Annotated in this window: 36 protein-coding genes; 33 read left to right on the top strand and 3 right to left on the bottom strand. The window is 65.2% G+C overall.

Features of this window, described 5'->3' with window-relative positions:
* Nucleotides 1-40 precede the first annotated feature (40 nt).
* The 32 genes from fdhD (at nucleotide 41) to rplQ (ending at nucleotide 20253) form a co-directional block, all read left to right on the top strand.
* Complete coding sequence (gene fdhD, locus CSW63_RS15695) at nucleotides 41-859, top strand: formate dehydrogenase accessory sulfurtransferase FdhD (RefSeq protein WP_099503290.1); 819 nt, start codon at nucleotides 41-43, stop codon at nucleotides 857-859.
* Nucleotides 859-3153 carry an FdhF/YdeP family oxidoreductase gene (locus tag CSW63_RS15690; RefSeq protein ID WP_099503292.1) on the top strand — a complete coding sequence of 765 codons (2295 nt, stop codon included), beginning with the start codon at nucleotides 859-861 and terminating at the stop codon, nucleotides 3151-3153. Before fdhD ends, CSW63_RS15690 begins: the two co-directional genes overlap by 1 nt.
* A 44-nt stretch (nucleotides 3154-3197) precedes the next feature.
* Complete coding sequence (locus tag CSW63_RS15685; protein ID WP_099503294.1) at nucleotides 3198-4346, top strand: GNAT family N-acetyltransferase; 1149 nt, start codon at nucleotides 3198-3200, stop codon at nucleotides 4344-4346.
* A gap of 110 nt (nucleotides 4347-4456) precedes the next feature.
* Nucleotides 4457-5296 (top strand): GIN domain-containing protein, encoded by an 840-nt coding sequence (locus tag CSW63_RS15680; protein WP_099503296.1) that lies wholly within the window; start codon nucleotides 4457-4459, stop codon nucleotides 5294-5296.
* A gap of 212 nt (nucleotides 5297-5508) precedes the next feature.
* The gene (locus CSW63_RS15675; RefSeq protein ID WP_099503298.1) at nucleotides 5509-5709 is read left to right on the top strand and encodes a hypothetical protein; all 201 of its coding nucleotides are present in this window, start codon (nucleotides 5509-5511) and stop codon (nucleotides 5707-5709) included.
* A 13-nt stretch (nucleotides 5710-5722) separates the two neighbouring features.
* Nucleotides 5723-6031, top strand: a complete 309-nt coding sequence (rpsJ, locus tag CSW63_RS15670; RefSeq protein ID WP_004616952.1) for a 30S ribosomal protein S10 — start codon at nucleotides 5723-5725, stop codon at nucleotides 6029-6031.
* 13 nt (nucleotides 6032-6044) lie between these two features.
* The gene (gene rplC, locus CSW63_RS15665; protein ID WP_099503300.1) at nucleotides 6045-6812 is read left to right on the top strand and encodes a 50S ribosomal protein L3; all 768 of its coding nucleotides are present in this window, start codon (nucleotides 6045-6047) and stop codon (nucleotides 6810-6812) included.
* Nucleotides 6812-7450, top strand: a complete 639-nt coding sequence (rplD, locus tag CSW63_RS15660; RefSeq protein WP_099503304.1) for a 50S ribosomal protein L4 — start codon at nucleotides 6812-6814, stop codon at nucleotides 7448-7450. The genes rplC and rplD overlap by 1 nt, the downstream gene beginning before the upstream one ends.
* Nucleotides 7450-7746, top strand: a complete 297-nt coding sequence (locus tag CSW63_RS15655; protein WP_010919129.1) for a 50S ribosomal protein L23 — start codon at nucleotides 7450-7452, stop codon at nucleotides 7744-7746. The genes rplD and CSW63_RS15655 overlap by 1 nt, the downstream gene beginning before the upstream one ends.
* 3 nt (nucleotides 7747-7749) lie before the next feature.
* Nucleotides 7750-8589 (top strand): 50S ribosomal protein L2, encoded by an 840-nt coding sequence (gene rplB, locus CSW63_RS15650; protein ID WP_010919130.1) that lies wholly within the window; start codon nucleotides 7750-7752, stop codon nucleotides 8587-8589.
* Nucleotides 8590-8592: 3 nt separating this feature from the next.
* Nucleotides 8593-8871 (top strand): 30S ribosomal protein S19, encoded by a 279-nt coding sequence (gene rpsS / locus CSW63_RS15645; protein ID WP_010919131.1) that lies wholly within the window; start codon nucleotides 8593-8595, stop codon nucleotides 8869-8871.
* A 2-nt stretch (nucleotides 8872-8873) separates the two neighbouring features.
* Complete coding sequence (gene rplV / locus CSW63_RS15640; RefSeq protein WP_099503306.1) at nucleotides 8874-9254, top strand: 50S ribosomal protein L22; 381 nt, start codon at nucleotides 8874-8876, stop codon at nucleotides 9252-9254.
* Nucleotides 9254-10006, top strand: coding sequence for a 30S ribosomal protein S3 (gene rpsC / locus CSW63_RS15635; RefSeq protein ID WP_096032933.1), 753 nt, complete (start codon nucleotides 9254-9256; stop codon nucleotides 10004-10006). The genes rplV and rpsC overlap by 1 nt, the downstream gene beginning before the upstream one ends.
* A gap of 13 nt (nucleotides 10007-10019) precedes the next feature.
* A complete protein-coding gene (gene rplP / locus CSW63_RS15630) occupies nucleotides 10020-10451 on the top strand; it encodes a 50S ribosomal protein L16 (RefSeq protein ID WP_010919134.1) in 432 nt (143 codons plus the stop codon).
* Between the two features lie 5 nt (nucleotides 10452-10456).
* A complete protein-coding gene (gene rpmC, locus CSW63_RS15625) occupies nucleotides 10457-10648 on the top strand; it encodes a 50S ribosomal protein L29 (protein WP_010919135.1) in 192 nt (63 codons plus the stop codon).
* A gap of 10 nt (nucleotides 10649-10658) precedes the next feature.
* Complete coding sequence (gene rpsQ, locus CSW63_RS15620) at nucleotides 10659-10898, top strand: 30S ribosomal protein S17 (protein WP_010919136.1); 240 nt, start codon at nucleotides 10659-10661, stop codon at nucleotides 10896-10898.
* Between the two features lie 17 nt (nucleotides 10899-10915).
* On the top strand, nucleotides 10916-11284 hold the full coding sequence (gene rplN / locus CSW63_RS15615) for a 50S ribosomal protein L14 (RefSeq protein WP_010919137.1): 369 nt from the start codon (nucleotides 10916-10918) through the stop codon (nucleotides 11282-11284).
* Nucleotides 11284-11598, top strand: coding sequence for a 50S ribosomal protein L24 (gene rplX / locus CSW63_RS15610; protein WP_010919138.1), 315 nt, complete (start codon nucleotides 11284-11286; stop codon nucleotides 11596-11598). Before rplN ends, rplX begins: the two co-directional genes overlap by 1 nt.
* A complete protein-coding gene (rplE, locus tag CSW63_RS15605; protein ID WP_099503308.1) occupies nucleotides 11591-12148 on the top strand; it encodes a 50S ribosomal protein L5 in 558 nt (185 codons plus the stop codon). Before rplX ends, rplE begins: the two co-directional genes overlap by 8 nt.
* A gap of 21 nt (nucleotides 12149-12169) precedes the next feature.
* Complete coding sequence (rpsN, locus tag CSW63_RS15600) at nucleotides 12170-12475, top strand: 30S ribosomal protein S14 (RefSeq protein WP_096051660.1); 306 nt, start codon at nucleotides 12170-12172, stop codon at nucleotides 12473-12475.
* 10 nt (nucleotides 12476-12485) lie between these two features.
* Nucleotides 12486-12884, top strand: a complete 399-nt coding sequence (rpsH, locus tag CSW63_RS15595; RefSeq protein ID WP_010919141.1) for a 30S ribosomal protein S8 — start codon at nucleotides 12486-12488, stop codon at nucleotides 12882-12884.
* 18 nt (nucleotides 12885-12902) lie between these two features.
* A complete protein-coding gene (rplF, locus tag CSW63_RS15590; RefSeq protein ID WP_062094834.1) occupies nucleotides 12903-13436 on the top strand; it encodes a 50S ribosomal protein L6 in 534 nt (177 codons plus the stop codon).
* Nucleotides 13437-13439: 3 nt separating this feature from the next.
* Entirely contained in the window at nucleotides 13440-13790 is a 351-nt protein-coding gene (gene rplR / locus CSW63_RS15585; protein ID WP_062094836.1) for a 50S ribosomal protein L18, read from the top strand.
* A 10-nt stretch (nucleotides 13791-13800) separates the two neighbouring features.
* Nucleotides 13801-14406 carry a 30S ribosomal protein S5 gene (gene rpsE / locus CSW63_RS15580; RefSeq protein WP_010919144.1) on the top strand — a complete coding sequence of 202 codons (606 nt, stop codon included), beginning with the start codon at nucleotides 13801-13803 and terminating at the stop codon, nucleotides 14404-14406.
* A 3-nt stretch (nucleotides 14407-14409) separates the two neighbouring features.
* Complete coding sequence (gene rpmD / locus CSW63_RS15575) at nucleotides 14410-14595, top strand: 50S ribosomal protein L30 (protein ID WP_010919145.1); 186 nt, start codon at nucleotides 14410-14412, stop codon at nucleotides 14593-14595.
* Between the two features lie 174 nt (nucleotides 14596-14769).
* Nucleotides 14770-15255 carry a 50S ribosomal protein L15 gene (rplO, locus tag CSW63_RS15570; RefSeq protein ID WP_062094838.1) on the top strand — a complete coding sequence of 162 codons (486 nt, stop codon included), beginning with the start codon at nucleotides 14770-14772 and terminating at the stop codon, nucleotides 15253-15255.
* Between the two features lie 220 nt (nucleotides 15256-15475).
* Nucleotides 15476-16831 carry a preprotein translocase subunit SecY gene (gene secY, locus CSW63_RS15565; protein ID WP_062094840.1) on the top strand — a complete coding sequence of 452 codons (1356 nt, stop codon included), beginning with the start codon at nucleotides 15476-15478 and terminating at the stop codon, nucleotides 16829-16831.
* A 132-nt stretch (nucleotides 16832-16963) separates the two neighbouring features.
* Complete coding sequence (locus CSW63_RS15560; protein ID WP_062094842.1) at nucleotides 16964-17539, top strand: adenylate kinase; 576 nt, start codon at nucleotides 16964-16966, stop codon at nucleotides 17537-17539.
* Nucleotides 17540-17785: 246 nt separating this feature from the next.
* Nucleotides 17786-18154 (top strand): 30S ribosomal protein S13, encoded by a 369-nt coding sequence (gene rpsM, locus CSW63_RS15555; RefSeq protein ID WP_004616895.1) that lies wholly within the window; start codon nucleotides 17786-17788, stop codon nucleotides 18152-18154.
* A 13-nt stretch (nucleotides 18155-18167) separates the two neighbouring features.
* Nucleotides 18168-18557 (top strand): 30S ribosomal protein S11, encoded by a 390-nt coding sequence (gene rpsK / locus CSW63_RS15550; protein WP_010919150.1) that lies wholly within the window; start codon nucleotides 18168-18170, stop codon nucleotides 18555-18557.
* 77 nt (nucleotides 18558-18634) lie between these two features.
* Nucleotides 18635-19651: a DNA-directed RNA polymerase subunit alpha gene (locus CSW63_RS15545; RefSeq protein ID WP_010919151.1), complete on the top strand. Its 1017-nt coding sequence runs from the start codon at nucleotides 18635-18637 to the stop codon at nucleotides 19649-19651.
* Nucleotides 19652-19839: 188 nt separating this feature from the next.
* Nucleotides 19840-20253 (top strand): 50S ribosomal protein L17, encoded by a 414-nt coding sequence (gene rplQ, locus CSW63_RS15540; protein WP_062094844.1) that lies wholly within the window; start codon nucleotides 19840-19842, stop codon nucleotides 20251-20253.
* Between the two features lie 102 nt (nucleotides 20254-20355).
* Here the strand turns inward: rplQ and CSW63_RS15535 are convergent, their stop codons facing one another.
* The 3 genes from CSW63_RS15535 to CSW63_RS15525 all read right to left on the bottom strand — a co-directional run bounded on the left by CSW63_RS15535 (nucleotide 20356) and on the right by CSW63_RS15525 (nucleotide 23138).
* Nucleotides 20356-21192 carry a hypothetical protein gene (locus CSW63_RS15535; RefSeq protein ID WP_127846987.1) on the bottom strand — a complete coding sequence of 279 codons (837 nt, stop codon included), beginning with the start codon at nucleotides 21190-21192 and terminating at the stop codon, nucleotides 20356-20358.
* Nucleotides 21193-21390: 198 nt separating this feature from the next.
* Nucleotides 21391-22221, bottom strand: coding sequence for an ABC transporter permease (locus tag CSW63_RS15530; RefSeq protein ID WP_062094848.1), 831 nt, complete (start codon nucleotides 22219-22221; stop codon nucleotides 21391-21393).
* Nucleotides 22221-23138 (bottom strand): ABC transporter ATP-binding protein, encoded by a 918-nt coding sequence (locus CSW63_RS15525; RefSeq protein ID WP_062094850.1) that lies wholly within the window; start codon nucleotides 23136-23138, stop codon nucleotides 22221-22223. The genes CSW63_RS15530 and CSW63_RS15525 overlap by 1 nt, the downstream gene beginning before the upstream one ends.
* Before the next feature lie 171 nt (nucleotides 23139-23309).
* Here CSW63_RS15525 and CSW63_RS15520 point away from each other — a divergent pair, with 171 nt between their 5' ends.
* Nucleotides 23310-24539, top strand: a complete 1230-nt coding sequence (locus tag CSW63_RS15520) for an ectonucleotide pyrophosphatase/phosphodiesterase (RefSeq protein WP_062094882.1) — start codon at nucleotides 23310-23312, stop codon at nucleotides 24537-24539.
* Nucleotides 24540-24582 lie beyond the last annotated feature (43 nt).

The following is a 24582-nucleotide window of genomic DNA, read 5'->3' as shown; positions in this document are numbered from 1 at the left end:
GCCGCTGTACCGCTCGGCGCCGTGGGAGTAGGCTTCAAGCATGTCGCGTTCCGTCGCCGATCCCCGTCCCGCCCTGCAGTGGCGCGCCGATCAGGCTGCGCGGCCTTTCGAGCGCATCACGCCGCAGGAAACCGCCGTCGGTCTGTCGTTCGATGGTCGCCCGCATACGGTGCTGATGGCCACGCCGGATGATCTGGAGGATCTGGCGCGTGGTTTTGTCGTCACCGAAGCGGTGGCCGCCGTTCAGGACATCGCCGGGATCGACGTTCGGACCGAGGAGCTGGGCGTCCTGGTCGACGTCCGCTTCACGCCGGGCGCGGGGCCCCGCAAGGCTCGTCCGCGCAATCTGGAAGGACGGTCCAGCTGCGGGTTGTGCGGCGTGGAGCGTCTGGCCGACGCTGTGAGACCGCTGCCGACGCTGGCCGCCTCGGACACAGTCCTGGCGCACACCGTCATTCCGCGCGCCCTGGAGAGGCTTGAGGTCGAGCAAGCCCTGGGCCGCCTGACCCGCGCCACTCACGCGGCCGCGTTCTTCTCGCTGGAGGGGGACCTGGTCCTGCTACGCGAGGATGTCGGCCGCCATAACGCGCTGGACAAGCTGGCCGGAGCCTTGCTGCGCGGGGGGCGTGATCCGGCGAAGGGTTTCGTCGTGGTGACCAGCCGTTGCTCGTTCGAGATGGTCGAAAAGACCGTGCGCCTGGGCTGCCCGATCTTGGTGGCGGTGTCGGCGCCGACCGCGTTGGCGATTGATCGGGCGCAGACGGCGAACCTGACGCTTGTGGCTCTGGCGCGCGCCGATGGCCACGCGGTGTTTGCGGGCGCTGAGCGGCTGACCGATCGGATGAGGGAGCCGGCCTGATGGCGGACAACAAGATTCCCGGCGTCCGGACCTATGACGCCCCTGCCGGAGGCTGGGGCGCGCTGAAGGCCGTCGCTGGCGCGCTATCGGACCAGGAAACGGTGATTGAGGGCGGCAAGACCCTGCTGCACGCCAACCAGCCGGAGGGTTTCGACTGTCCCGGTTGCGCCTGGCCAGACCCCAAGCACACCTCGTCTTTCGAGTTCTGCGAGAACGGCGCCAAGGCCGTCGCCTGGGAGGCGACGACCAAGCGCGCCACGCCTGAGGTTTTCGCCCGTCACACCGTTAGCGAGCTGCTGACCTGGAGCGACCACCAGATCGAGGATCTGGGCCGTCTGACCGAGCCGATGGCCTATGACCCGACCGACGATCGCTACAAGGCGATCACCTGGGCGGACGCCTTCTCGCATGTCGGCGCGGCGCTGAAGGCCTTGAACGATCCGAACGAGGCCGAGTTCTACGCCTCGGGCCGCGCGTCGAACGAGGCGGCGTTCCTGTATCAGTTGCTCGGTCGGCGGTTCGGGACCAACAACTTCCCCGACTGTTCGAACATGTGCCACGAGCCCACCAGCGTGGGCCTGCCGGACTCGATCGGCCTGGGCAAGGGCTCGGTGACGCTGGAGGATTTCGACCACGCCGACCTGATCCTGTGTTTCGGCCACAATCCCGGCACCAACCACCCGCGAATGATGGCGACCCTGCGCGAAGCCAGCCGGCGCGGCGCGACGATCCTGGCCTTCAATCCGCTGAAGGAGCGGGCGCTGGAGCGCTTCGCCTCGCCGCAAGATCCGGTCGAGATGGCGACCCTGGGCTCTACGCCCATCGCGTCGGCCTACTACCAGGTGACGATCGGCGGCGACGCGATGCTGGTCCAGGGCATGATGAAGGCCCTGCTGGCTCTGGAGGTGCGGGACGGCGGGGTTCTGGACCACGCCTTCATTGCCGAGCACACGACGGGCTTCGACGCCGTTGTCGAGCAGGTCGAAGCGCTTGACTGGTCGACGATCGAGGCAGGATGCGGCCTGCCGCGCGCGCGGATCGAGGAGGCCGCCGCCATCTACGCTAAGGCCAAGGCGGCGATCCTCTGCTACGGCATGGGCCTGACCCAGCACCGCGATAGCTCGAGCACGGTTCAGCAACTGGTCAATCTGCTGCTGATGCGGGGCAATATCGGACGGCCCGGCGCTGGCATCTGCCCGTTGCGCGGCCATTCCAACGTTCAGGGCGCGCGCACCGTGGGGGTCTGGGAGAAGCCGCCGACCGCGCTTCTGGACGCGATCCGCGACGTCTTCGGCTTCGAGCCGCCGCGCGCTCACGGCCACACCGTGGTCGAGGCGATCGGGGCGATGGAGGCGGGACGGGCCAAGGTGTTCGTGGGCTTGGGCGGAAACTTCGCCGTGGCCGCCCCCGATCCCACCCGCACCTTCGCCGCCATGCGCAAGCTGGATATGGCTGTGCATGTCGCGACTAAACCCAATCGCACCCATCTGCTGGTCGGCAAGGCGGCCTTGCTGCTGCCGTGTCTGGGCCGCACCGAGATGGACGTCCGGGGCGGGGTCCGTCAGGCGGTGACGGTCGAGGACTCCATGTCCATGGTCCATGCGTCGCGCGGTCTCAACGCGCCGGCGTCCGAGCACCTGCTGTCCGAGCCGGCGATCGTCGCGGGGATCGCGGCGGCGACGTTCGGCGAGGATCCCCTGGTGGATTGGTTCGGCCTGGCCGACAACTACGACGCTGTGCGAGACCTGATCGCGCGCGTCTTCCCGTCGGCTTTTGCGGATTACAATGAGCGGGTCCGGATCCCAGGCGGGTTTCGTCTGCCGGTCGGACCTTCTAACCGCGTCTGGCGGACGGCCAGCGGCAAGGCCAACTTCCTGGTCTATGACCCCAAGGGGGGGGATCCGCGCCGGGGCGATCGGGACGTGATGCTGCTGACGACCCTGCGCAGTCACGACCAGTACAATACGACGATCTATGGTCAGGATGACCGTTACAGAGGCGTGTTCGGGCGTCGCGACGTGGTGTTCGCCAGCCCGGAAGATATCGCGCGCCTCGGGCTGGCGGCGGGGGACCGGGTGGACCTTGCGGCGGCATTCGACGAGGGCGGGCGGCGTGTGGCGCGGGGCTTTACCCTGGTGGCGAGGGATATCCCGCCCGGCTGTCTGGCGGCTTATTATCCCGAGACCAATGTGGTGATCGCGCTGGACGACCATGACCAGCGCTCGGGGACCCCGGCCTACAAGTCCGCGCCCGTCCGCCTTCGTCGATCAGCGCTCAACGAAAGCGGTTGTTAGGAGGCTTTGGTCTAAATGCGCGCAGTCTAGGGAGACTTCGCCGCGTGCAGGCTGATCGCATCCGTGTCGATATCGTCGACGTCGCCGCCTTGGGGGCGAGCGAGCGGTCTGCGTGGACGGCTCTACGTGCGGCGACTCCGGACTTGGCCAGCCCTTACTTCGACCTTCGCTTTATCGAGGTCGCCGCCCAGGTCGCGCCGGGCGCAAGGCTGGCCGTGGTGCGCGACGGTGACGCCTTGCGGGGCTTCCTGCCGTTCCAGAGGCGCGGCGCGCTCGTGCAGCCCCTGGCCGCGCCGCTCAGCGATTTCCACGGCCTGATCGCCGCGCCCGGTCTGTCGATCGCCCGGCTGCTGCCGCATCTGCCCGGCGCGCGCCGCGCCCGGTTTGGCGGCTTGGTCGGCCCAAGCGCTGCGGACCTGGCGGGCCTGTCGCCGCGATCGGCCATGGCGGCCGACCTTTCGCAAGGCTTCGACGCATACTTGGCGGGCCGCGATGCGCGCTTTCTCAAGGACAAGCGCCGGCGTCGGCGGGCGCTGGAGCGCGATCACGGTCCGCTGTCCTTCTCTTTCGCGCCGGCGACGCTCGACGACGTGGCTTTGATCGTGGATCGAAAGCGGGCGCAGATCGCCCGGACGCATCAGTACGATGTGTTCGGTTGCGGATGGACCGTGACGCTGCTGGAGCGGCTCGCGACCTCCGGGACCGAGGATTTCGGCCTGCGCATGGCGATGTTGCGGGCAGGGGGCAAGATGGTCGCGGCGGAACTCGGACTGTTGTCCGGTGCGCGCCATCACCTGTGGTTCCCGATCTACGAGCCCGCGTTCGCGCGCTACTCCCCCGGCGCGCTGATGACGCTGGACACCCTGGAGGCGGCGGCGGGCCTGGGGGTCGAGCGGGTCGACTTCGGCGTTGACGCCGATAGCTACAAGCATGACTTCGCCGACCCGGCCGAGGTTGTCTTCGAGGGCTTGATCGAGCGGCGAGGCGGCGCGCGGGGTCAGTCGATGCGGACGATCGGCGCGTCGCGGCTGGCGCGGCGTTTCGACCGGATTGTGGCCTGCGAGCCGGGTCTTGTCGGGCAACTTCGCGGGGGAGGCGGCTTCCTGACCGCGCTGGCCCGCCGTCATCCCCGGCTGGGCGCGGCGCTCGGCCTGAGCTTCGGTCTGGTCGGCCTGACGCTGATGGTCGACTGACCTTGCGCCGAACATGACTTCGGGGTCATGACCTCGAATTAAGTCGAAACGGTGTCAGGCGGTCGGTAGCTTCTCCCCATCGAATTCAACGCATCCCTGGGGAGACACTGATGCGGGCTCTGACCACTCTGGCCGTTCTGGCCATCGCCACGACCGCCGCCGGCGCTGCTGCGGCCGCGCCTTCCGTCAAGATCAAGGACGCGGTCGCTCGCGTCGTCATCATCCCGGAGAACCGGGCTGACGTGAAGGTCGAGTTCCTGACCACCAACGCGTCCCTACCGCTCTCGGTGCGCCAGGAAGGCGAGCAGGTCGTGATCGATGGCGATCTGCGGATGAGCCGGATCAACGGCTGCAACAGCCGTGGCGGCAAGGTCTTCGTGAAGGTGCGCGGCGTGGGCGATGTGTCCTACGACAATCTCCCGGAAGTCGCGGTGCGCACCCCGATGAACGTCAAGGTCCAGGCGGGGGGCGCGGTGTTTGGCTCCATCGGTCGCTCCGATAGCATCGAACTCGGCAACGCCGGTTGCGGCGATTGGACCATCGCCAACACCAAGGGCAAGCTGGAAATCAGTCAGGCCGGATCGGGTGGCGCCAAGGCCGGGACCGCGGCCTATGCCGAGATCAGCATCGCGGGTTCCGGCGATGTCTCTTCCCAGGCGATCGCTGGCGACCTCGAAGCCAATATCGCGGGCTCGGGCGACGTCTGGGTCGCCAGCATCGGCGGCAAGCTGGAAGGCAATATCGCGGGCTCCGGCGACATCACCGTGGCCGGCGGCCGTAGCCGATCGGTCGAGGTCAGCGTGATGGGCTCGGGCGACGTGACCTTCAACGGTGAAGCGGGCGAGGTCGAGCTGTCCGTGATGGGCTCGGGCGACGTCAAGATCGCCAAGGTCACGGGCCCGGTGAAGAAACATGTAGCGGGCTCGGGCGACGTGATCATCGGCCAATAGCGCCACGGACCTAATATATAGAGAGACAACTGGAACGCCCCGGCGATCGTCTCGCCGGGGCGTTTTCGCGTTCGAGGGCTTGCTTCGGGGCAGGGAGGGGCCTAGTCAGAACCCGCCCGACGACTCGCGTCCCACAAAGTCGCGACGAACCGGACAGAGCGCTTGACGAAACCGATTCCGGAACGTACAAGCGCGCCTCTGTTGGACCGGCTGTGAGCTCTCGGGCTCAAACGCGGTTCGCGAGACGCCCGGACATAGCGCCGCTAACCTTCCTCGGAAGGGGTGCAATATCTGGTCATCACCCCCGACAGGCGACTGTTGGGGACATTTGTTTTGCGGACGCTGCGTACGGAGCCCACCTGGGTTCCGAGTTGGTCTTTGAAATGGTTCGAGACGCGGGCGCAGCCCACTAGGAAACCGAGCGATATGGATCGTCAGAACATCCGCATCCGGCTCAAGGCCTTCGATCACCGCGTGTTGGATCATTCCACGCGCGAGATCGTCAATACGGCCAAGCGTACGGGTGCGACGGTGCGGGGCCCCATCCCCCTGCCCACGCTTATCGAGAAATTCACTGTCAACCGTTCGCCGCACGTCGACAAGAAGTCGCGCGAGCAGTTCGAGATCCGTACGCACAAGCGCGTTCTCGACATCGTTGACCCGACTCCGCAGACCGTGGACGCGCTGATGAAGCTCGACCTGTCGGCCGGCGTTGACGTCGAAATCAAGCTGTAAGGAGGGCCGATCCATGACTCTCCCCACCCAACGCACTGGCGTCATCGCCAAGAAGCTCGGCATGACCCGCTTCTTCGACGAAGCTGGTCAGCACGTGCCGGTCACCGTCCTGTCGCTCGACGGTTGCCAGGTTACGGGCGTTCGCACCGTTGAGAAGGACGGCTACACCGCCCTGCAACTGGGCGCTGGCGCCAAGAAGGCCAAGAACACCTCCAAGGCCATGCGCGGCCACTTCGCGAAGGCGGCCGTTGAGCCGAAGCGCGTCGTCGCTGAATTCCGCGTCGAGGAAAACGCCCTGATCGAAGTCGGCGCCGAACTGACGGCCGACCACTTCGTCGCCGGCCAGAAGGTCGACATCCAAGGCGTGACCGTCGGTAAGGGTTTCGCCGGCGCCATGAAGCGCTGGAACTTCGGCGGTCTGCGCGCCACCCACGGTGTTTCGGTCTCGCACCGTTCGCACGGTTCGACCGGTAACCGCCAGGACCCGGGTCGTACGTTCCCGGGCAAGAAGATGGCCGGTCACCTGGGTCAAGAAACCGTCACCACGCTGAACGTCACCGTCTGGAAGGTCGACGTCGAGCGCGGCCTGATCCTGGTCAAGGGCGCCGTCCCGGGCCACGAAGGCAGCTACGTGAAGGTTCGCGACGCCGTGAAGAAGGCTCTGCCGGCTGACGCTCCGCGTCCGGGCGCCTTCCGCAAGGCTGGCGAAGCTGCTCCGGCCGCTGCTGAGACCCCCGCTGAAGAGGCCCCCGCGGCTGTGACCGAAGAGGGCGAAGGCTAATGAAACTCGACGTCATCAAACTGGACGGCGGCAAGGCCGGTTCCGTTGATCTCGACGACGCCATCTTCGGCATCGACGAGATCCGCGGCGACATCCTGCAGCGCGTCGTCACCTGGCAGCTGGCCAAGCGCCGCTCGGGTAACCACAAGATTCAAGTTCGTAACGAGGTCTCTCGTACGAGCAAGAAGATGTACAAGCAGAAGGGCACCGGCGGCGCCCGTCACGGCTCGCGCCGTGCGGCCCAGTTCGTCGGCGGCGCCAAGGCCCACGGTCCCGTGGTCCGCAGCCACGCCTTCGATCTGCCCAAGAAGATCCGCGCCCTGGCCCTGAAGCACGCTCTGTCGTCGAAGGCCAAGTCGGGCTCGCTGGTCGTCCTGGACAGCGCCGTTCTGACCGAAGCCAAGACGGCCGCTCTGCGCGCCAACTTCGACAAGATCGGTCTGAAGAACGCCCTGGTCATCGCCGGTCCGGAAGTGGACGCGAACTTCAAGCTCGCCGCCCGCAACATCCCGAACGTGGATGTCCTGCCGAACGCCGGCCTGAACGTCTACGACGTGCTGCGTCGCCAAACCCTCGTCCTGACCAAGGACGCGGTCGAAGCGATCTCGGCCCGTTTCGCTGAGAAGGAAGCCGCCTAATGGCCGCCACCGCTCGCCACTACGACACGATCCTGTCGCCGGTGATCACCGAAAAGACGACCCTGCTCAGCGAGCAGAACAAGGTTGTCTTCAAGGTGGCCAACGACGCGACCAAGGACGAAATCGCCGCCGCCGTCGAAGAGCTGTTCAAGGTCAAGGTGACCAAGGTCAACACCATCGTGACCAAGGGCAAGACCAAGCGCTTCCGCGGTATCGTGGGTCGTCGCAACGACGTCAAAAAAGCGATCGTGACCCTGGCCGAAGGCCAGTCGATCGACATCACGACGGGGCTCTAAGACATGGCCTTGAAGCAATTTAACCCGACCAGCCCCGGCCAGCGCGGCCTGGTGCTGATCGACCGCAGCGAACTTCACAAGGGTCGCCCCGAGAAGAAGCTCGTCGAAGGCCTGACCAAGTCGGGCGGTCGCGGCGGCAACGGCCGTATCGCGGTCCGTTTCCGCGGCGGCGGCGCCAAGCGCCTGTACCGTCTGGTCGACTTCAAGCGCCGCAAGCAAGGCGTGGCTACGGTCGTTCGTCTCGAGTACGACCCCAACCGCACCGCCTTCATCGCCCTGATCAAGTATCAGGCCGACGGTGAGCTGGCCTACATCCTGGCCCCGCAACGCCTGAAGGCCGGCGACGAAGTCGTCACGGCTGAAAAGGTCGACGTGAAGCCGGGCAACGCCTCGCCGCTGCGCACGCTGCCGATCGGCACGATCATCCACAACATCGAGCTGAAGCCCGCCAAGGGCGGTCAGATCGCCCGTTCGGCTGGCGCCTACGCCCAGCTGGTCGGTCGTGACGCCGGTTACGCCCAGATCCGCCTGAACTCGGGCGAGCTGCGCATGGTGCTCGATACGTGCATGGCCACCGTCGGCGCCGTTTCGAACCCCGACCACATGAACCAGAACCTCGGCAAGGCCGGTCGTTCTCGTCACATGGGCCGTCGCCCGCACGTCCGCGGTGTCGCCATGAACCCGGTCGACCACCCGCACGGTGGTGGTGAAGGCCGGACCTCGGGCGGTCGCCACCCGGTGACCCCGGCTGGTAAGCCGACCAAGGGCGCCAAGACCCGCGTCAACAAGGCCACGGATAAGTTCATCATCCGCTCGCGCCACAAAGCGAAGAAGGGCCGCTAAGCCATGACCCGCTCCGTCTGGAAAGGCCCGTTTGTCGACGGGTACCTCCTGAAGAAGGCCGATGCCGCTCTGTCGTCGGGCCGCAAGGACGTCATCAAGACCTGGTCGCGTCGCTCGACGATCATGCCGCAGTTCGTCGGCCTGACCTTCGGCGTGCACAACGGCCACAAGCACGTTCCCGTGCTCGTGTCGGAAGACATGGTCGGCATGAAGTTCGGCGAATTCGCGCCGACCCGGAACTTCCCGGGTCACGCCGCCGACAAGAAGGCCAAGAGGAAGTAATCATGGCCAAGCAAAAGCAAGCTCGCCGCCTCGACGGCGCCGAAGCGATGGCCAAGGTTCGCACCCTGCGCACCAGCCCGCGCAAGCTGAACCTGGTCGCTCAGTCCATCCGTGGCCTGAACGTCCAGCGCGCTCTCAACGAGCTCGAGTTCAGCCACAAGCGCATCGCTCAGGACGTCCGCAAGGCGCTGTACTCGGCGATCTCGAACGCCGAGAACAACCACAACCTCGACATCGACTCCCTGGTCGTCGCCGAGGCCTATGTGGGTAAGAACCTGATCATGAAGCGTTTCTCGCCCCGCGCTCGCGGTCGCGCGACGCGCGTTGAGAAGCCGTTCTCCGAGATCACGATCGTGGTCCGCGAACTGGGTGAGGCCGCCTAATGGGTCAGAAAGTCAATCCGGTCGGGCTGCGGCTCGGCATCAACCGCACCTGGGACAGCCGTTGGTTCGCCGACGGCAACCAGTACGGCAAGCTGCTGCACCAAGACCTCGCGGTCCGCGCCGCTCTGAAGAAGCGCCTGTACCAAGCTGGTGTCTCGCGCATCATCATCGAGCGTCCGCACAAGAAGTGCCGCGTGACGATCTATGCCGCCCGTCCGGGCGTCATCATCGGCAAGAAGGGCGCTGACATCGACAAGCTCCGCAAGGACCTGTCGGTGATGACCGAGGGCGAAGTCCACCTGAACATCGTCGAGATCCGCAAGCCGGAAACCGACGCTCAGCTGGTCGCCGAGTCCATCGCTCAGCAGCTCGAGCGCCGTATCGCGTTCCGTCGCGCCATGAAGCGCTCGATCCAGTCGGCCGTGCGCCTCGGCGCCAAGGGCATCCGGATCAACGTTTCGGGTCGTCTGGGCGGCGCTGAAATCGCTCGCATGGAGTGGTACCGCGAAGGCCGCGTGCCGCTGCACACCCTGCGCGCCGACATCGACTTCGGTTTCGCCGAAGCCAAGACCACCTACGGCATCATCGGCGTGAAGACCTGGATCTTCAAGGGCGAGGTGCTCGAGCATGATCCGATGGCGCTCGACAAGCGTCTGGCGACCGAATCCGGCCCGGCCGGTGAAGGTGGCGGACGTGAGCGTGGTGATCGTCCCGACCGGGGCGACCGTCGTGACCGTCGCGATCGCGCCTAAGGATTAGATCGCCATGCTGTCTCCGAAGAAGACCAAATTCCGCAAGCAGTTCAAGGGCCGCATCCACGGCACTTCGAAGGGCGGCACCCTGCTGAACTTCGGTTCGTACGGCCTGAAGGCCGTCGAGCCGGAGCGCATCACGGCCCGTCAGATCGAAGCCGCCCGTCGCGCCATCACCCGCCAGATGAAGCGTCAAGGCCGCGTCTGGATCCGTATCTTCCCGGACGTGCCGGTCACTGGCAAGCCGGCGGAAGTCCGGATGGGTAAGGGTAAGGGCGCCGTGGATTACTGGGCCGCTCGCGTGGCTCCGGGCCGCATCATGTTCGAAATCGACGGCGTGCCGGACGATATCGCGCGTGAAGCGCTCCGCCTTGGCGCCGCCAAGCTGCCGATCCGCACCCGTGTTGTCACCCGCATCGATGCGGGCGTGGCTCAGGAGGCCTGAGGCTCATGAAGATCGCTGAAATCCGGGGCATGACCCCCGACCAGCTGGCCGACACCCTGATCAGCCTGAAGAAGGAGCAGTTCAACCTGCGCTTCCAGGCCGCCACGGGCCAGGTCGAAAAGACCCACCGCGTCAACGAAATCCGCAAGGATATCGCGCGGATCAAGACCGTGCTGCGCGCCAAGGCCGCGGCGTAAGGAGAACGATATGCCCAAGCGTATCCTCGAAGGGGTCGTCGTCTCCGATAAGGGCGACAAGACCGTGGTGGTGAAGGTTGAACGGACCATCGTCCACCCGGTTCTGAAGAAGATCGTGCGTCAGTCGAAGAAGTATCACGCGCACGACGAAGCCAACGCGTACAAGGCCGGTGAAGCTATCCGCATCATCGAGTGCGCTCCGAAGTCCAAGCTGAAGACCTGGGAAGTGCTTCCCAAGGCTTCGGCTTAATCTGGAAGGTTTAGACCATGATCCAGATGCAAACTAACCTGGAAGTCGCCGACAACTCTGGCGCTCGCCGGGTCATGTGCATCAAGGTGTTGGGCGGCGCTGGCCGTCGCTACGCCAGCGTGGGCGACGTCATCGTCGTCTCCGTCAAGGAAGCCATTCCGCGCGGTCGCGTGAAGAAGGGTGACGTGCTTCGCGCCGTCGTCGTTCGGGTGAATCAAAATCTGAAGCGCAAGGATGGCTCGGTCATCCGCTTCGATAAGAACGCCGCGGTGATCGTGAACAAGCAGAGCGAGCCGGTCGGCACGCGGATCTTCGGCCCGGTTCCCCGCGAACTGCGCGCCAAGAACCACATGAAGATCATCTCCCTCGCTCCGGAGGTGCTGTAATGGCCGCTAAGATCAAGAAGGGCGACCGCGTCGTCGTTCTGGCCGGCAAGGACAAGGGCAAGCAAGGCTCCGTCCTGCAAGTCCTGCCGAAGGACAACCGGGTCGTCGTGGAAGGCGTGAACATGGTTTCGCGTCACACCAAGCCGACCCAAGCCGATCCGCAAGGCGGCATCAAGAACAAGGAAGCCGCGCTGCACGTCTCGAACGTCGCCGTCGTGGACTCCAACGGCAAGCCCACCCGCGTCGGTTTCAAGATCGAAGGCGACAAGAAGGTGCGCGTCGCCAAGACGACCGGCGAGGTGATCAATGGCTGATCAAGCTTACGAGCCCCGGCTGAAAACCGTTTATCGCGAGCGCATCCGCGCCGCGATGAAGGAGCAGTTCGGCTACACCAACGAGATGCAGATCCCCAAGCTGGACAAGATCGTCCTGAACATGGGTATCGGTGAGGCCGTGGCCGACTCCAAGAAGGCCCAGACCGCTCTGAAGGACCTGCAAGCGATCGCCGGCCAAAAGCCCGTCGCGACCCGCGCCCGCAAGTCGATCGCCGGCTTCAAGCTGCGCGAAGGCATGGTGGTCGGCGCCAAGGTCACCCTGCGCAAGGACCGGATGTACGAATTCCTCGACCGCCTGGTCACGATCGCGCTGCCGCGCGTGAAGGACTTCCGTGGTCTGAACGGCAAGAGCTTCGACGGCCGTGGCAACTACGCCATGGGCCTGAAGGAGCACCTGGTGTTCCCGGAAATCAACTATGACCAGATCGAACAGATCTGGGGCATGGACATCATCGTCTGCACCACTGCGAAGTCCGATCAGGAAGCCAAGGCTCTCCTGAAGGAATTCCAGTTCCCGTTCGTGAACTAAGAGCGGGAAGGGAAAGAAACCATGGCCAAGAAAAGCGCCGTCAACCGCAACGAAGCCGTCAAGGCTCTCGTCAAGAAGTTCGCCGAGAAGCGCGCCGCGCTGAAGGCGATCGCCAACGACGAAAGCCTGCCGCTCGAGGAACGCTTCGAGGCTCGCCTCAAGCTCGCCAAGCTGCCGCGTAACAGCGCCGCGATCCGCATCCGCAATCGCTGCGAAGTCACCGGCCGTCCGCGCGCCTATTACCGTAAGCTCAAGATGAGCCGTGTGGCCCTCCGCGAACTGGGTTCGCAAGGCCAGATCCCCGGCCTCGTCAAGTCGAGCTGGTGAGGACGATCAGATGTCGATGAACGATCCCCTGAGCGATATGATCGCTCGCATCAAGAACGCCGCCCAACGCAAGCGGTCCAAGGTCTCGACGCCGGCTTCCAAGCTGCGCGCCCGCGTCCTGGACGTGCTGGCCGACGAAGGCTACATCCGCGGCTACTCGCTGGTCGAGAAGCCCGGCGCGTTCCCCGAATTCGAGATCGAGCTCAAGTACTTCGACGGTGAGCCCGTGATCGCCGAGATCAGCCGCGTGTCCAAGCCTGGCCGTCGCGTCTACTCCTCGATCAAGGACCTGAAGCCGATCAAGAACGGCCTGGGCATCTCGATCCTGTCGACGCCGAAGGGCGTCATGTCGGACACCGCTGCACGCGACGCTAACGTCGGCGGCGAAGTCCTCTGCCGCGTCTACTAGGCGCGGGAGGGAAAGAGCATGTCACGTATCGGTAAGAAAGCCGTCGCAATCCCCTCGGGCGTGCAAGTCACGCTCGCGGGTCAGACGGTCACGGTGAAGGGCCCCAAGGGTCAACTGTCGTGGACGATCGCCGACGAAGTCGAAGTCAAGCAAGAGGGCTCCGAGCTCGTGCTGGCTCCGCGCGTCGACACGAAGCGCGCCAAGGGCATGTGGGGTCTGTCCCGCACGCTGGTGGCCAACATGGTGCACGGTGTCACCGTCGGGTTCGAGGAAAGCCTCGAACTGGTCGGCGTTGGTTACCGCGCGGCCATGAAGGGCACGGCCCTCAGCCTCCAACTCGGTTTCAGCCACGATGTGGACGTTGCGGCCCCGGCCGGCGTCACCTTCGCGGTGCCGAAGCAAACCGAAATCAAGATCGCCGGCATCGACAAGCAGGCGGTTGGTGAGATTGCCGCGAAGATCCGCCGCATTCGTCCGCCGGAGCCCTACAAGGGCAAGGGCGTGCGTTATGCTGGCGAGAAGGTTCGCCGCAAGGAAGGCAAGAAGAAGTAAGCCATGGCGCTCTCTCCTCGTGAATCGGCGGCCAAGCGCGCTCAGCGCGTTCGCACCCGCCTCAAGAGCCTCGCCAACGGTCGTCCGCGTCTGTCGGTCTTCCGTTCGTCGAAGAACATCTACGCCCAGATCATCGATGATGCTCGCGGCGTGACCCTGGCGTCGGCCTCCACTCTGGAAGCCGAAGGCAAGGGCGCGGACAAGGATGCCGCGGCCAAGGTCGGCAAGCTCGTCGCCGAGCGCGCCATCGAAAAGGGCGTCAAGGACGTCGTCTTCGACCGGGGCGGCTACATCTTCCACGGCCGGGTGAAAGCCCTGGCCGACGCCGCGCGCGAAGCCGGCCTGAACTTCTAAGGGAACAAAAATGGCTCGTGGTGAACAACAGCGCGGTGAAGGCGGTCAACGCCGTGACCGTCGCGACCGCAACGCCCCCGAAGAGCGGGTCGACAGCGACATCGTCGAAAAGCTCGTCCACATCAACCGCGTCGCCGCCACCGTGAAGGGTGGTCGTCGCTTCAGCTTCGCTGCTCTGATGGTCGTTGGCGACCAAAAGGGCCGCGTCGGCTTCGGTCATGGCAAGGCGCGTGAAGTGCCGGAAGCCATCCGCAAGGCGACCGAAGAAGCCAAGAAGACGATGATCCGCGTTCCGCTGCGCGAATCCCGCACCCTGCACCACGACGGCGCTGGCCGTTGGGGCGCCGGCAAGGTGATGATGCGCGCGGCGCCTCCCGGCACCGGCGTCATCGCCGGCGGTCCGATGCGCGCGGTTCTCGAAACCCTGGGCGTCCAGGACGTCGTGGCCAAGTCGACGGGTTCCTCGAACCCGTACAACATGGTGCGCGCCACGTTCGAGGCCCTGAAGGTGCAATCGTCGCCCCGCCAGATCGCCGCCAAGCGCGGCAAGAAGGTTGGCGACATCCTCGGCCGCCGCGCCGACGGCGCTTCGGCGCCGGAAGCCATCGAGGGCTAAGTCATGGCTGAAGCTAAGACCGTTACGGTTCGCCAAACCGGCAGCCCGATCCGTCGGGAAAAGGACCAGCGCGCCACGCTCGTGGGTCTGGGCCTGAACCGCGTGGGTCGTGTCTCGACCCTGCAGGACAACCCGTCGACCCGCGGCATGATCCGCAAGGTCCAGCACCTGCTGGAAATCGTCGAGTAGTTCTTCTACGCGATGCGAATTACGCCACCCCGGAGCGATCCGGGGTGGTTTTCGTTTGAATTCGCGCATTCGCCCCATTGAGTTTTCTCGCGTTTTGGGGTTTTAAGCGCGCTCTGTTTTTCAAAAGCCGAGTCCAGCCCCCGGCTGGGCGCAGATCTCCAAGGAGAGGCACATATGACCAAGCTGAACGAACTGGCTCCCCGCGAAGGCTCGACCAAGGGCCGCATGCGCGTCGGCCGTGGCCCGGGTTCGGGCAAGGGCAAGACCGCCGGTCGCGGTGTGAAGGGCCAGAAGGCGCGCTCGGGCGTCGCCATCAACGGTTTCGAAGGCGGCCAGATGCCGCTGCACATGCGCATGCCGAAGCGCGGCTTCAACAACCCCTTCCGCCTGGAGTTCGCCGAAGTGAACCTGTGGCGCCTGGAGCAGGCCGTCGCTGCGGGCAAGATCAAGAAGGGCGCCGAGCTGGGCGCTGCTGAACTGGTCGCCGCCGGCGTCATCCGTCGTGAACTCGACGGCGTGAAGCTGCTGGGCAAGGGCGAAATCAAGACCGCCCTGAAGCTGACCGTCTATTCGGCCACCGAGGCCGCCATCAAGGCCGTCGAGGCCGCCGGTGGTTCGGTCACCGTGACCAAGAAGGCCAAGGCGCAAGCCGAAGCCTAAGGGGCATATGTCATCCCGTTGAGCGCCTGGCGCTTTCGGGACCGCGTTTTCGACCGGGATGACAGAATTACGAGGCTCGCCGTGACATCGCGGCGGGCCTCACCTATTTGTGGCGCTCTCCTCGGATCACCGTGATCCAGGAAACCTTATTTCAGAGCGCGATCGCCACCGAAGCGGTATTGGCTTTCGACGATCGCGCTCCTGAGTCGTGGGGATCTGTATGGCCTCGGCCGCCGAACAACTCGCAGCCAATATGAATTTCAGCTCGTTCCAGAAGGCGAGCGAACTTCACAAGCGTATCTGGTTCACGATCATCGCCCTGGTCGTCTACCGCCTTGGCACCTACGTCCCGATCCCCGGCATCGACCCGGTCGCCTTCGCCTCGCTGTTCAGCCAGAACAGCAAGGGCATCCTGGGCATGTTTGACATGTTCTCTGGCGGCGCCGTCGAGCGGATGGCGATCTTCTCGCTGAACGTCATGCCCTACATCAGCGCCTCGATCATCGTGCAGCTGATGGGCACGGTGTATCCGCCGTGGGAAAAGCTGAAGAAGGAAGGCGGGGAGGCGGGCCGCAAGACCCTGAACCAATACACCCGCTATCTGGCGGTGATCCTTGCCATTGTTCAGTCGGCCTCTATCGCCATGGGTATCGTGGCGCAGCCTGGCGTCGTCGCCGACGGCGTGGGCCAGACGTTCTTCATCGTATCGACCATCGTCTCGCTGACCGGCGGCACTATGTTCCTGATGTGGCTGGGCGAGCAGATCACCAGCCGTGGCGTCGGCAACGGCGTGTCGCTGATCATCTTCGCCGGCATCGTGGCGCGTCTGCCGATCATCCTGATGCAGATGCTGACCCAGGGCCAGTCGAACAACAACTACATGCCGCTGTTCCTGGTGGTGATCGGCGGCGTGGCCGCGATCCTGGCCATCGTGTTCATGGAGCGCTCGCAGCGCCGCCTGCTGGTTCACTATCCCAAGCGCCAGCAAGGCAACCGCATGATCGGGGGCGAAAGCTCGTTCATGCCGTTGAAGATCAACACTGCTGGCGTCATCCCGCCGATCTTCGCCTCGTCGCTGCTGCTGCTGCCGACGACCGCCCTGCAGTTCGTCCAGACAGCCAACCTGCCCGACTGGGCCGGCTGGCTGCCGAGCGTGGTCGGGGCGCTCCAGCACGGCCACCCGGCGTTTCTGATCCTCTATGCGCTGCTGATCATCTTCTTCTCGTTCTTCTACACCTCGGTGGTGTTCAATCCGGACGAGACGGCCGAGAACCTGCGCAAGTACGGCGGCTTCCTGCCGGGCATCCGTCCAGGTAAGCGGACCGCCGAGTATCTGGACTATGTGCTGACCCGGCTGACCGTGATCGGCGCGGCCTATATCACCGCCGTCTGCGTCGCGCCGGAACTGGCGATGATGGCGATCAAGTCTAACCAGTTCGCCTTGGGCGGCACTTCGATCCTGATCGTCGTGACCGTGACGATGGACACGGTCGCTCAGATCCAGTCGCATCTGCTGGCGCACCAGTACGAGGGACTGATCAAGAAGTCGAAGCTGCGGGGCGGTCGCAACCGCTAAACGCGGACTTGTTTCGAAACCAGGCGTCGGAAGTCGGTTTGTCGCAAAACTGACTTCCGTTTTCTCCCGGCGCAATCTAGGTCTGCGGAGGGAGGAGCGGGCGGAGACCCGCCAACGCGCGAAGGGGCATTTATGAATCTGATCCTGTTCGGCCCGCCGGCGGCGGGGAAGGGGACCCAGGCCAAACGCCTGGTCACGGAGCGTGGCATGGTCCAGCTCTCGACCGGCGACATGCTGCGCGCGGCGATCGCCTCGGGCTCGGAGCTGGGTCAGCGCGTCAAGGGCGTGCTGGATCGCGGCGAGCTGGTGACCGACGAGATCGTCATCGCCCTGATCGAAGATCGCCTGCCCGAAGCCGAAGCGGCTGGCGGCGCGATCTTCGACGGCTTCCCCCGTACGGTCGCTCAGGCCGAGGCGCTGGATAAAATGCTGGCGGCGCGCGGTCAGAAGATCGACGTCGTTCTCCGACTCAAGGTAGACGAGCCGGCCCTGATCGAACGGATCAAGAAGCGGTTCGAAGAGCAGGGACGGCCCGACGACAATCCGGAAGTCTTCGTGACTCGTCTGGCCGCGTACAACGCTCAGACCGCGCCGCTGCTGCCCTACTATCAAGGGCAGGGTAAGCTGACGGAACTGGATGGCATGGGGACCGTCGAAACGGTCGCCGCGTCGATCGACAACGCGCTGGAGCCCGTCGCCGCAGGATGACTATCCGGCAGCGATAAGCGGGCCCCATCTCTGAGGAGAGCGTGACTTTGCTCACGCGCCTGTGGTCGATTAAGAAAGCCCGAATTTGGGGGATGTCTCCCGGATTCAGTTGTTGACGGAAGCGAAACGATCCCTATAACGGGGCGCTTCCGCGAAAGGGCGCGATCCGTGCGCGCCGGTTTGGATCCCTGATCCGGCCGGGCGCGCCGTTCGCGTCTTTAGTGCGTGACTAGGAGAACATTAGACGTGGCCCGTATCGCAGGCGTCAACATCCCGACGAACAAGCGCGTTTTGATCGCGCTTCAGTACATTCACGGCATCGGCCAAAAGTCGGCTCGTGAAATCATCACGAAGGTGGGCATCGAGGATGCGCGTCGCGTCAATCAGCTGACCGACGCCGAGGTCCTCGCGATCCGCGAGACGATCGACCGTGACTACACCGTCGAGGGCGACCTGCGTCGCGAGAACTCGATGAACATCAAGCGTCTGATGGACCTGGCCTGCTATCGCGGCCTGCGTCACCGTAAGGGCCTGCCGGTCCGCGGTCAGCGCACCCACACGAACGCCCGCACCCGCAAGGGTCCGGCCAAGCCGATCGCCGGCAAGAAGAAGTAAGGTAGCCTGACCGATGGCCAAGGAACCGGCTCGCGTTAAACGTCGCGAACGCAAGAACATCACCTCGGGCGTGGCGCACGTGAACGCCTCGTTCAACAACACCATGATCACCATCACCGACGCCCAGGGCAACACGATCTCGTGGTCCTCGGCCGGCATGATGGGCTTCAAGGGTTCGCGCAAGTCGACCCCGTACGCCGCGCAGATGGCCGCCGAAGACGCGGGCAAGAAGGCTGCCGAGCACGGCGTGAAGACGCTGGAAGTCAACGTTTCGGGTCCGGGTTCGGGCCGTGAATCGGCTCTGCGCGCGCTGCAAGCCGCGGGTATGACCATCACGACCATCCGCGACGTCACGCCGATCCCGCACAACGGCTGCCGTCCGCCCAAGCGTCGTCGCGTCTAGTACTTTTTAGACCACAATCTTCCTTCGCCGGCTGCGTAAACCGCGGCCGGCGAGCCGCGTTCAAGGGACCCGACCACGTGATCGAAAGAAACTGGAACGAGCTGATCCGTCCTGAGAAGCCGCAAATCGAAACCGGCGCCGATGCGACCCGCAAGGCCCGTATCGTCGCTGAACCGCTTGAGCGCGGCTTCGGCGTGACGCTCGGCAACGCTCTGCGTCGCGTTCTCCTCTCGTCGCTGCAAGGCGCCGCCGTCACCGCCATCCAGATCGATGGCGTGGTGCACGAATTCTCCTCGCTCGAAGGCGTCCGTGAAGACGTCGTCGACATCGTTCTGAACATCAAGCAACTGGCCGTGCGCATGCACGCCGAAGGCCCCAAGCGCATGACCCTGCGCGCCACGGGCCCCGGCCCGGTGACCGCGGGTCAGATCGAAACCCCGGCCGATATCGAGATCCTGAACCCCGACCACGTGCTCTGCACGCTGGACGACGGCGCTTCGGTGCGCATGGAGTTCACGGTCAACAACGGCAAGGGCTATGTCCCGGCCGACCGCAACCGTCCGGAAGACGCGCCGATCGGCCTGATCGCCGTCGACGCGCTGTACTCGCCGGTCAAGCGCGTCGCCTACCGCGTCGAGCCGACCCGCCAGGGCCAGTCGCTGGACTACGACAAGCTGATCCTGGAAGTGGAAACCAACGGCGCCGTCACTCCGGTGGACGCTGTGGCCTACGCCGCCCGGATCCTGCAGGACCAACTGCAGATCTTCATCACCTTCGAGGAACCGAAGGCCAAGTCGGCCGACGAGTCCAAGCCGGAACTGCCGTTCAACCCGGCCCTGCTGAAGAAGGTCGACGAGCTGGAGCTGTCGGTCCGTTCGGCCAACTGCCTGAAGAACGACAACATCGTCTACATCGGCGACCTGATCCAGAAGACCGAAGCCGAGATGCTCCGCACCCCGAACTTCGGCCGCAAGTCGCTGAACGAAATCAAGGAAGTGCTCGCCGGCATGGGTCTGCACCTCGGCATGGACGTGCCGAACTGGCCGCCGGAGAACATCGAAGACCTGGCTAAGAAGTTCGAAGACCAGATCTAAGACTTCCAAGCCTAACGCGCTTAATCCGGGCCGCGTCTTTCGGGATGCGGCCTGGGCCTTTTGAAGCCGCTAACGCGGTGGAGGGCCCCGGCGCTTCGCTCTGACCGGGTCGGGACAGACCAGGATTGGTGACAATCAGGCGCTCACTGGTTTTGCGCCGTTCGGGCTGATCGCCCAGGAGATACAAAATGCGTCACGGTAAGGCTCACCGTAAACTCGGCCGCACCTCGGCTCACCGCACCGCCATGTTCGCCAACATGTCGGCCTCGCTGATCAAGCACGAGCAGATCGTCACCACCCTGCCCAAGGCCAAGGAACTGCGTCCGATCGTCGAAAAGCTGGTCACCCTGGCCAAGCGCGGCGACCTGCACGCCCGTCGTCAGGCCATCAGCTCGGTTCGCGACGTCGAACAAGTCGGCAAGCTCTTCGCGGTCCTCGGCCCGCGCTACAAGGACCGTCAGGGCGGCTACATCCGCGTCCTGAAGGCCGGCTTCCGCTATGGCGACAACGCCCCGATGGCCGTGATCGAATTCGTCGACCGCGACGTCTCGGAAAAGGGCAAGGACTCCGGTCCGGTCTACGCGAACGAAGCCGAAGACTAAGAGATTTCAGCCTCGGCTGAGCAAGAAGGCCCCGGAGCGATCCGGGGCCTTTTTCTTTGGCTTTCAGCGTCTGAGCCCCTTCGGGCGAGTTCCCGGCGGCTTCTATTCGAAGCAGGATGTCGGCGCCGGCCCCAGACTCGCGCCGACGTAGCAGGGTTTGCCCAACATGTGATCAAGCGCAGGGCGCAAGATCGTCAGATGGCTCGCGCCGAACACGACCAGAACGGTCTCGCCCCTGCCGAGATGATCGGCGATGACGCTCAGGAGGAACGCGTCGCGCGCGCGCCCGACCGCCGCCGAAATCTTGTTGGTGCTGAAGTCGCCATCAACCAGCGGGCCGACTTCTTCGAGCTTGAAGTTGCGGTCGAAGGCTTGACCGTTCGCTTGTTTGTACCAGTCCGCCCACGCGGCGTAGTCGGGCAGCAGCGCCTCGGACAGCCCCAGCCGACTTCTATTGCGGATCAGTTCGCTCTCGATGAGCGCCGTCACACGGGGATCTCCGCCATCAGTGATCCTCTGCTCTCTGATCCATTGAGGCACGGAGCGGAGGGTATAGAAGCCCAGCAGGTCAATGGCCGAGATGCCGTCCGCGAGCGTGCGATCGCGAACATCGCTATCGTCGGGTTCGCCGCCCCAAATGCGCGCCTGCTGTTGAACGGCGCCGCGTAAAGCCGGAACGCTTTCGCCTCCCACCACAAAGCCATCGGTCTCGGTCTGGCTCTCGAGCCAACGCAGGGTGCGCGGCGCGTTCGGCCCTCGCGAATAGGGGAAACCCTCGGCGATGAGGGCGTTGAAATGCTCGCGCGCGTAAGCCTCTGCGATGAGCTTGAACGTATGGCTATCCGAGCGCGTCGAATGTTTAGCGCCCACGAACACCAAGTTCCGTCCTCGCCACCGATAGACGACCGCGAGCGCTTCGTCCGGTTGCTGGTCTCGCAACACCCGACTCCATGGGGCCAGTCGCGTGGCGTCCGGGCGGGGCGCGCTGGCGCAACTCGCCAACAGGGTCCCACACAGAAGCAAGGTCAGTCCTGGGTTACGCATTCTGCTCTCGGTGTCGCACGGCCGAAACCGGGGGGTTATGAGCAAGGGTCGCCTATCGCCCACGATGCCACCTGGGTGTCCTGGGCGGCCCCCTCACTCCTTCGTCAGGTCCTGCCGCCGGAACAGCCACACCGCGCCAGCCGTCAACGCTGCGACCCAGGCCAGCAGCACCGCTAGCGCCACGCCGGCCGAACCGCTCGCCGGGCCTAGGGTTGTTGCATCCAGCAGCGCCGCGCGCAGCAGGTCGGCGTCGTAGACGGGGAGGGAGAGGAGTTTCCAGCTGGGCGCCTCGTTTTGCTCCAGCAGCCGCAGAGAGCCTGCCAGGATCGTCTGGACGAACCGGAAGCCCAGGCACGCGATCACCACGCCCATGGTGGAGCGCGACAGGATCGCGACGCACGCGGCCAGGGACGCCAGGGTCATGGCCTCAAGCCAGGTGATGGCCAGCACGCCGATGATGTCGAACAGGTTGCGGTCGAACATCGACACAGTCAGGCTCTTGCTGTTGATCGCGGCGCCGATCACGGCCGCCAGCGCCGACAGGACGCCTGTCAGCAGCAGGCTCCAGAACACCGCCTCGCCGACGACGATCAGCTTCGCCAGCAGCAGGTTTTGGCGGGTGTTGCGCGGGGTGAGCAGCCGCCAGGTCTCCCAGCGATAGTCGCCGGCCAGCACGGCGGCGGCGCCGATCATCAGGAACAGCGCGCCAAAGGTCGACGCGCCGTCCGACAGCGCCTTCAACACCTGGTCGATCAGGCCGACGGTCAGGCCCGGCATCGGCTTTTTGATGACGAAGCGCAGGAACAGATCCCCGCCGATGCTGAGGGCAAAGCCCACCAGCGGCGCGAAGCAGAAGCCCCAGAAGACGGCGGCGCGGTCGCGCAGCAGGCGGAAACGTTCGGCGGCGATGGCGTCGGCGAGCATCAGGCGGCTCCTTCCGAGGTGGCGGCCGTCGGCGTCTGGCCCAGGGATTTCAGATAGACGCCCTCCAGATCGACCTCGCGCCAGCGGGCCTCAATGATATCGACGCCCGCCTCGACCAGCCCGCGGATGACAGCGGGGGCCTCGGCGCGGGGAATATCGGCCAAAACGGCGTCCCGTCCGTCGGCTTCGCCGCGATCGCCCAGAACCGCCAGCGCCGGAGCGAGGGGAGAGGCCAGGGTCAGGCGCAGGCGGGCCTCGCCGGCGGTCAGTTCGGCCACGCCGCCCTCGGCCACGACCTTGCCGCGCGACAGGATGGCGACTCGGTCGCAGACGCGCTTGACCTCGTCCAGCTGGTGGCTGGCCAGGATGACGGTGACGCCTTCGATCTTGGCCAGATCGATGATCAGGGCGCGGATTTCCTGGATGCCCGCCGGGTCCATGCCGCTGGTCGGCTCGTCCAGAATGACGAGTTCGGGCTTGGTCAGGAAGGCGGCGGCCAGGCCCAGGCGCTGTTTCATGCCGACCGAGAAGCCGCTGGTGGCGCGGTCGGCGGCGTGGGTCAGGCTGACCCGCTCCAGCCAGCCGCCGATGTCGGCGTCGGCCTTGCCGCTTTCCAGGGCCAGCATCTTCAGGGTGTCGCGCGCCGTCAGATAGGGCGGATAGCGCGGGGTCTCGATCATGGCCCCGACCTTGCGCAGAGCGGTAATGTCGCCCGGCGCGGCCCCGAAGAGGCGCGCCGAGCCGCTGGTGGGGCGCACGAGGCCCAGCGCGATCCGGAACAGGGTGCTCTTGCCCGCGCCGTTGGGGCCCAGGACCCCGAACACGCCGCCGGCGGGAATGGCGATGGAGAAGTCGTCGAGGGCGCGCACCGCCCCATACGTCTTGGTGAGGCCGGCGGCCTCCAGGGCGATCGACATGAAGCGGTTCCGGGCGCCGAAACGAGTCGGCTCGACGGTGCGACTATGGCGAGCGCGGCCGCGACCGCCAAGTTAAGAGGGTGTCATCCGCCGGAAAACGCCGATCGTCATACGCCTGCAATCTGGGCCATGGATGACCGGCGAGACCGAAGTTTCAGATTGAGCCTGACGATGATCCTGCGCCACCTGCTGTCCCTGGTTCTGGCCTTGAGCCTGACTGTCGTCGCTGGCGGAACTGAGGCGCGTGAGAAGGCGCCGCACCTGACGATCCTGGTGTCGATCGACGGCTTCCGCGCCGACTATCTGGATCGCGGCGACACCCCCGTCATGAAGGCTCTGGCCGAGGATGGCGCCCGGGCGGCGATGCGGCCGTCGTTCCCGTCGGTGACCTTTCCCAACCACTACACCCTGATCACAGGCAAGCGGCCTGATCGGCACGGGATCGTGGCCAACACCATGATCGATCCCAGCGTCTCGGCCGAGAAGTTCACCATGCGCAGCCTGGAACCCGGCTGGTGGAGCCAGGCCAAGCCGTTCTGGGTTTCGGTCGAACAGCAGGGCAAACGCGCGGCGGCGATGTTCTGGCCCGGCTCCGAAGTCGAGATCGACGGCGTGCGCCCCTCACGCTGGGTCAAGTTCGATGCGACCATGTCTCATGAGGCCCGCGTCGATCAGGTGCTGTCCTGGCTGGACAGCGCCGATGGCCCGCCGATCGCCTTCTCGACCCTCTATTTCGACATCGTCGACACCCAGGGGCATCACTACGGCCCTGAGTCCCCCGAGGTCCGCGCTGCGGCCGCGTCCGTCGATGCTGCCTTGGGGCGGCTGGTCGAGGGCCTGAAGGCGCGCGGGCGTTTCGAGAGCACCGACATCGTCATCGTCGCCGATCACGGCATGGCTCCGCTGCCGGCCGCCAATCGCGTGGTGCTGGACGATCTTGTCGATGTCTCGAAGATCCAGTTGGTGACGACTGGCGCTGTCACGTCGTTTTCGCCCGAGCCGGGCGAGCGCAGGGCGGTCGAGAAGGCGTTTCTGTCCAAACCCCTGCCGCATATGAGCTGCTGGAAGAAGAACCGCGTACCAGCCCGCTTCAATTATGGCCGAAACCCTCGGGTCCCCGCGATTGTCTGCCTGTCGGAGACGGGCTGGTACACGACCACGGCGGCGGCCAAGCGAAAGCCGAGCGAGTGGGACGGCAAGGACGGCGGGGCCCATGGCTTCGATCCTTACGATCCGACCATGCGCGCGGTCTTCGTGGCTCACGGCCCGTCGTTCAAGTCGGGCGTCGCGCTGCCGGTGTTCGACAATGTCGACGTCTATGCGCTGCTGGCCAAGGTGACGGGCGTTCGTCCCGAAAAGACCGACGGCTCGCTGAAGGTGGTTCGCCAAGCGCTGCGCTAGCCCGCAAGCTGCAAGCCGCTTCCCAGGCGGCGGCGCTGGCGGC

Source organism: Caulobacter sp. FWC26, from assembly GCF_002742645.2.
Lineage (GTDB): Bacteria > Pseudomonadota > Alphaproteobacteria > Caulobacterales > Caulobacteraceae > Caulobacter.
Note: the sequence above shows the minus strand (reverse complement) of the source record. Positions and strands in the feature narration are given on the sequence as shown.

Excerpts from the sequence above, each read along its gene's own strand:
- rpsN (WP_096051660.1), top strand. The coding sequence starts at position 12,170 with ATGGCCAAGAAAAGCGCCGTCAACCGCAACGAAGCCGTCAAGGCTCTC.
- rplP (WP_010919134.1), top strand. The coding sequence starts at position 10,020 with ATGCTGTCTCCGAAGAAGACCAAATTCCGCAAGCAGTTCAAGGGCCGC.
- CSW63_RS15520 (WP_062094882.1), top strand. The coding sequence starts at position 23,310 with ATGATCCTGCGCCACCTGCTGTCCCTGGTTCTGGCCTTGAGCCTGACT.
- CSW63_RS15530 (WP_062094848.1), bottom strand. The coding sequence starts at position 22,221 with ATGCTCGCCGACGCCATCGCCGCCGAACGTTTCCGCCTGCTGCGCGAC.
- rplX (WP_010919138.1), top strand. The coding sequence starts at position 11,284 with ATGGCCGCTAAGATCAAGAAGGGCGACCGCGTCGTCGTTCTGGCCGGC.
- rpmD (WP_010919145.1), top strand. The coding sequence starts at position 14,410 with ATGGCTGAAGCTAAGACCGTTACGGTTCGCCAAACCGGCAGCCCGATC.
- rplC (WP_099503300.1), top strand. The coding sequence starts at position 6,045 with ATGACTCTCCCCACCCAACGCACTGGCGTCATCGCCAAGAAGCTCGGC.
- rplO (WP_062094838.1), top strand. The coding sequence starts at position 14,770 with ATGACCAAGCTGAACGAACTGGCTCCCCGCGAAGGCTCGACCAAGGGC.
- rplV (WP_099503306.1), top strand. The coding sequence starts at position 8,874 with ATGGCCAAGCAAAAGCAAGCTCGCCGCCTCGACGGCGCCGAAGCGATG.
- rpmC (WP_010919135.1), top strand. The coding sequence starts at position 10,457 with ATGAAGATCGCTGAAATCCGGGGCATGACCCCCGACCAGCTGGCCGAC.
- rpsS (WP_010919131.1), top strand. The coding sequence starts at position 8,593 with ATGACCCGCTCCGTCTGGAAAGGCCCGTTTGTCGACGGGTACCTCCTG.
- rpsQ (WP_010919136.1), top strand. The coding sequence starts at position 10,659 with ATGCCCAAGCGTATCCTCGAAGGGGTCGTCGTCTCCGATAAGGGCGAC.
- secY (WP_062094840.1), top strand. The coding sequence starts at position 15,476 with ATGGCCTCGGCCGCCGAACAACTCGCAGCCAATATGAATTTCAGCTCG.
- CSW63_RS15690 (WP_099503292.1), top strand. The coding sequence starts at position 859 with ATGGCGGACAACAAGATTCCCGGCGTCCGGACCTATGACGCCCCTGCC.
- rplR (WP_062094836.1), top strand. The coding sequence starts at position 13,440 with ATGGCGCTCTCTCCTCGTGAATCGGCGGCCAAGCGCGCTCAGCGCGTT.
- rpsH (WP_010919141.1), top strand. The coding sequence starts at position 12,486 with ATGTCGATGAACGATCCCCTGAGCGATATGATCGCTCGCATCAAGAAC.
- rpsC (WP_096032933.1), top strand. The coding sequence starts at position 9,254 with ATGGGTCAGAAAGTCAATCCGGTCGGGCTGCGGCTCGGCATCAACCGC.
- rplD (WP_099503304.1), top strand. The coding sequence starts at position 6,812 with ATGAAACTCGACGTCATCAAACTGGACGGCGGCAAGGCCGGTTCCGTT.
- fdhD (WP_099503290.1), top strand. The coding sequence starts at position 41 with ATGTCGCGTTCCGTCGCCGATCCCCGTCCCGCCCTGCAGTGGCGCGCC.
- CSW63_RS15560 (WP_062094842.1), top strand. The coding sequence starts at position 16,964 with ATGAATCTGATCCTGTTCGGCCCGCCGGCGGCGGGGAAGGGGACCCAG.
- rplN (WP_010919137.1), top strand. The coding sequence starts at position 10,916 with ATGATCCAGATGCAAACTAACCTGGAAGTCGCCGACAACTCTGGCGCT.
- rpsJ (WP_004616952.1), top strand. The coding sequence starts at position 5,723 with ATGGATCGTCAGAACATCCGCATCCGGCTCAAGGCCTTCGATCACCGC.
- CSW63_RS15525 (WP_062094850.1), bottom strand. The coding sequence starts at position 23,138 with ATGTCGATCGCCCTGGAGGCCGCCGGCCTCACCAAGACGTATGGGGCG.
- rpsK (WP_010919150.1), top strand. The coding sequence starts at position 18,168 with ATGGCCAAGGAACCGGCTCGCGTTAAACGTCGCGAACGCAAGAACATC.
- rplQ (WP_062094844.1), top strand. The coding sequence starts at position 19,840 with ATGCGTCACGGTAAGGCTCACCGTAAACTCGGCCGCACCTCGGCTCAC.
- CSW63_RS15680 (WP_099503296.1), top strand. The coding sequence starts at position 4,457 with ATGCGGGCTCTGACCACTCTGGCCGTTCTGGCCATCGCCACGACCGCC.
- rplE (WP_099503308.1), top strand. The coding sequence starts at position 11,591 with ATGGCTGATCAAGCTTACGAGCCCCGGCTGAAAACCGTTTATCGCGAG.
- rpsE (WP_010919144.1), top strand. The coding sequence starts at position 13,801 with ATGGCTCGTGGTGAACAACAGCGCGGTGAAGGCGGTCAACGCCGTGAC.
- rplB (WP_010919130.1), top strand. The coding sequence starts at position 7,750 with ATGGCCTTGAAGCAATTTAACCCGACCAGCCCCGGCCAGCGCGGCCTG.
- rplF (WP_062094834.1), top strand. The coding sequence starts at position 12,903 with ATGTCACGTATCGGTAAGAAAGCCGTCGCAATCCCCTCGGGCGTGCAA.
- CSW63_RS15655 (WP_010919129.1), top strand. The coding sequence starts at position 7,450 with ATGGCCGCCACCGCTCGCCACTACGACACGATCCTGTCGCCGGTGATC.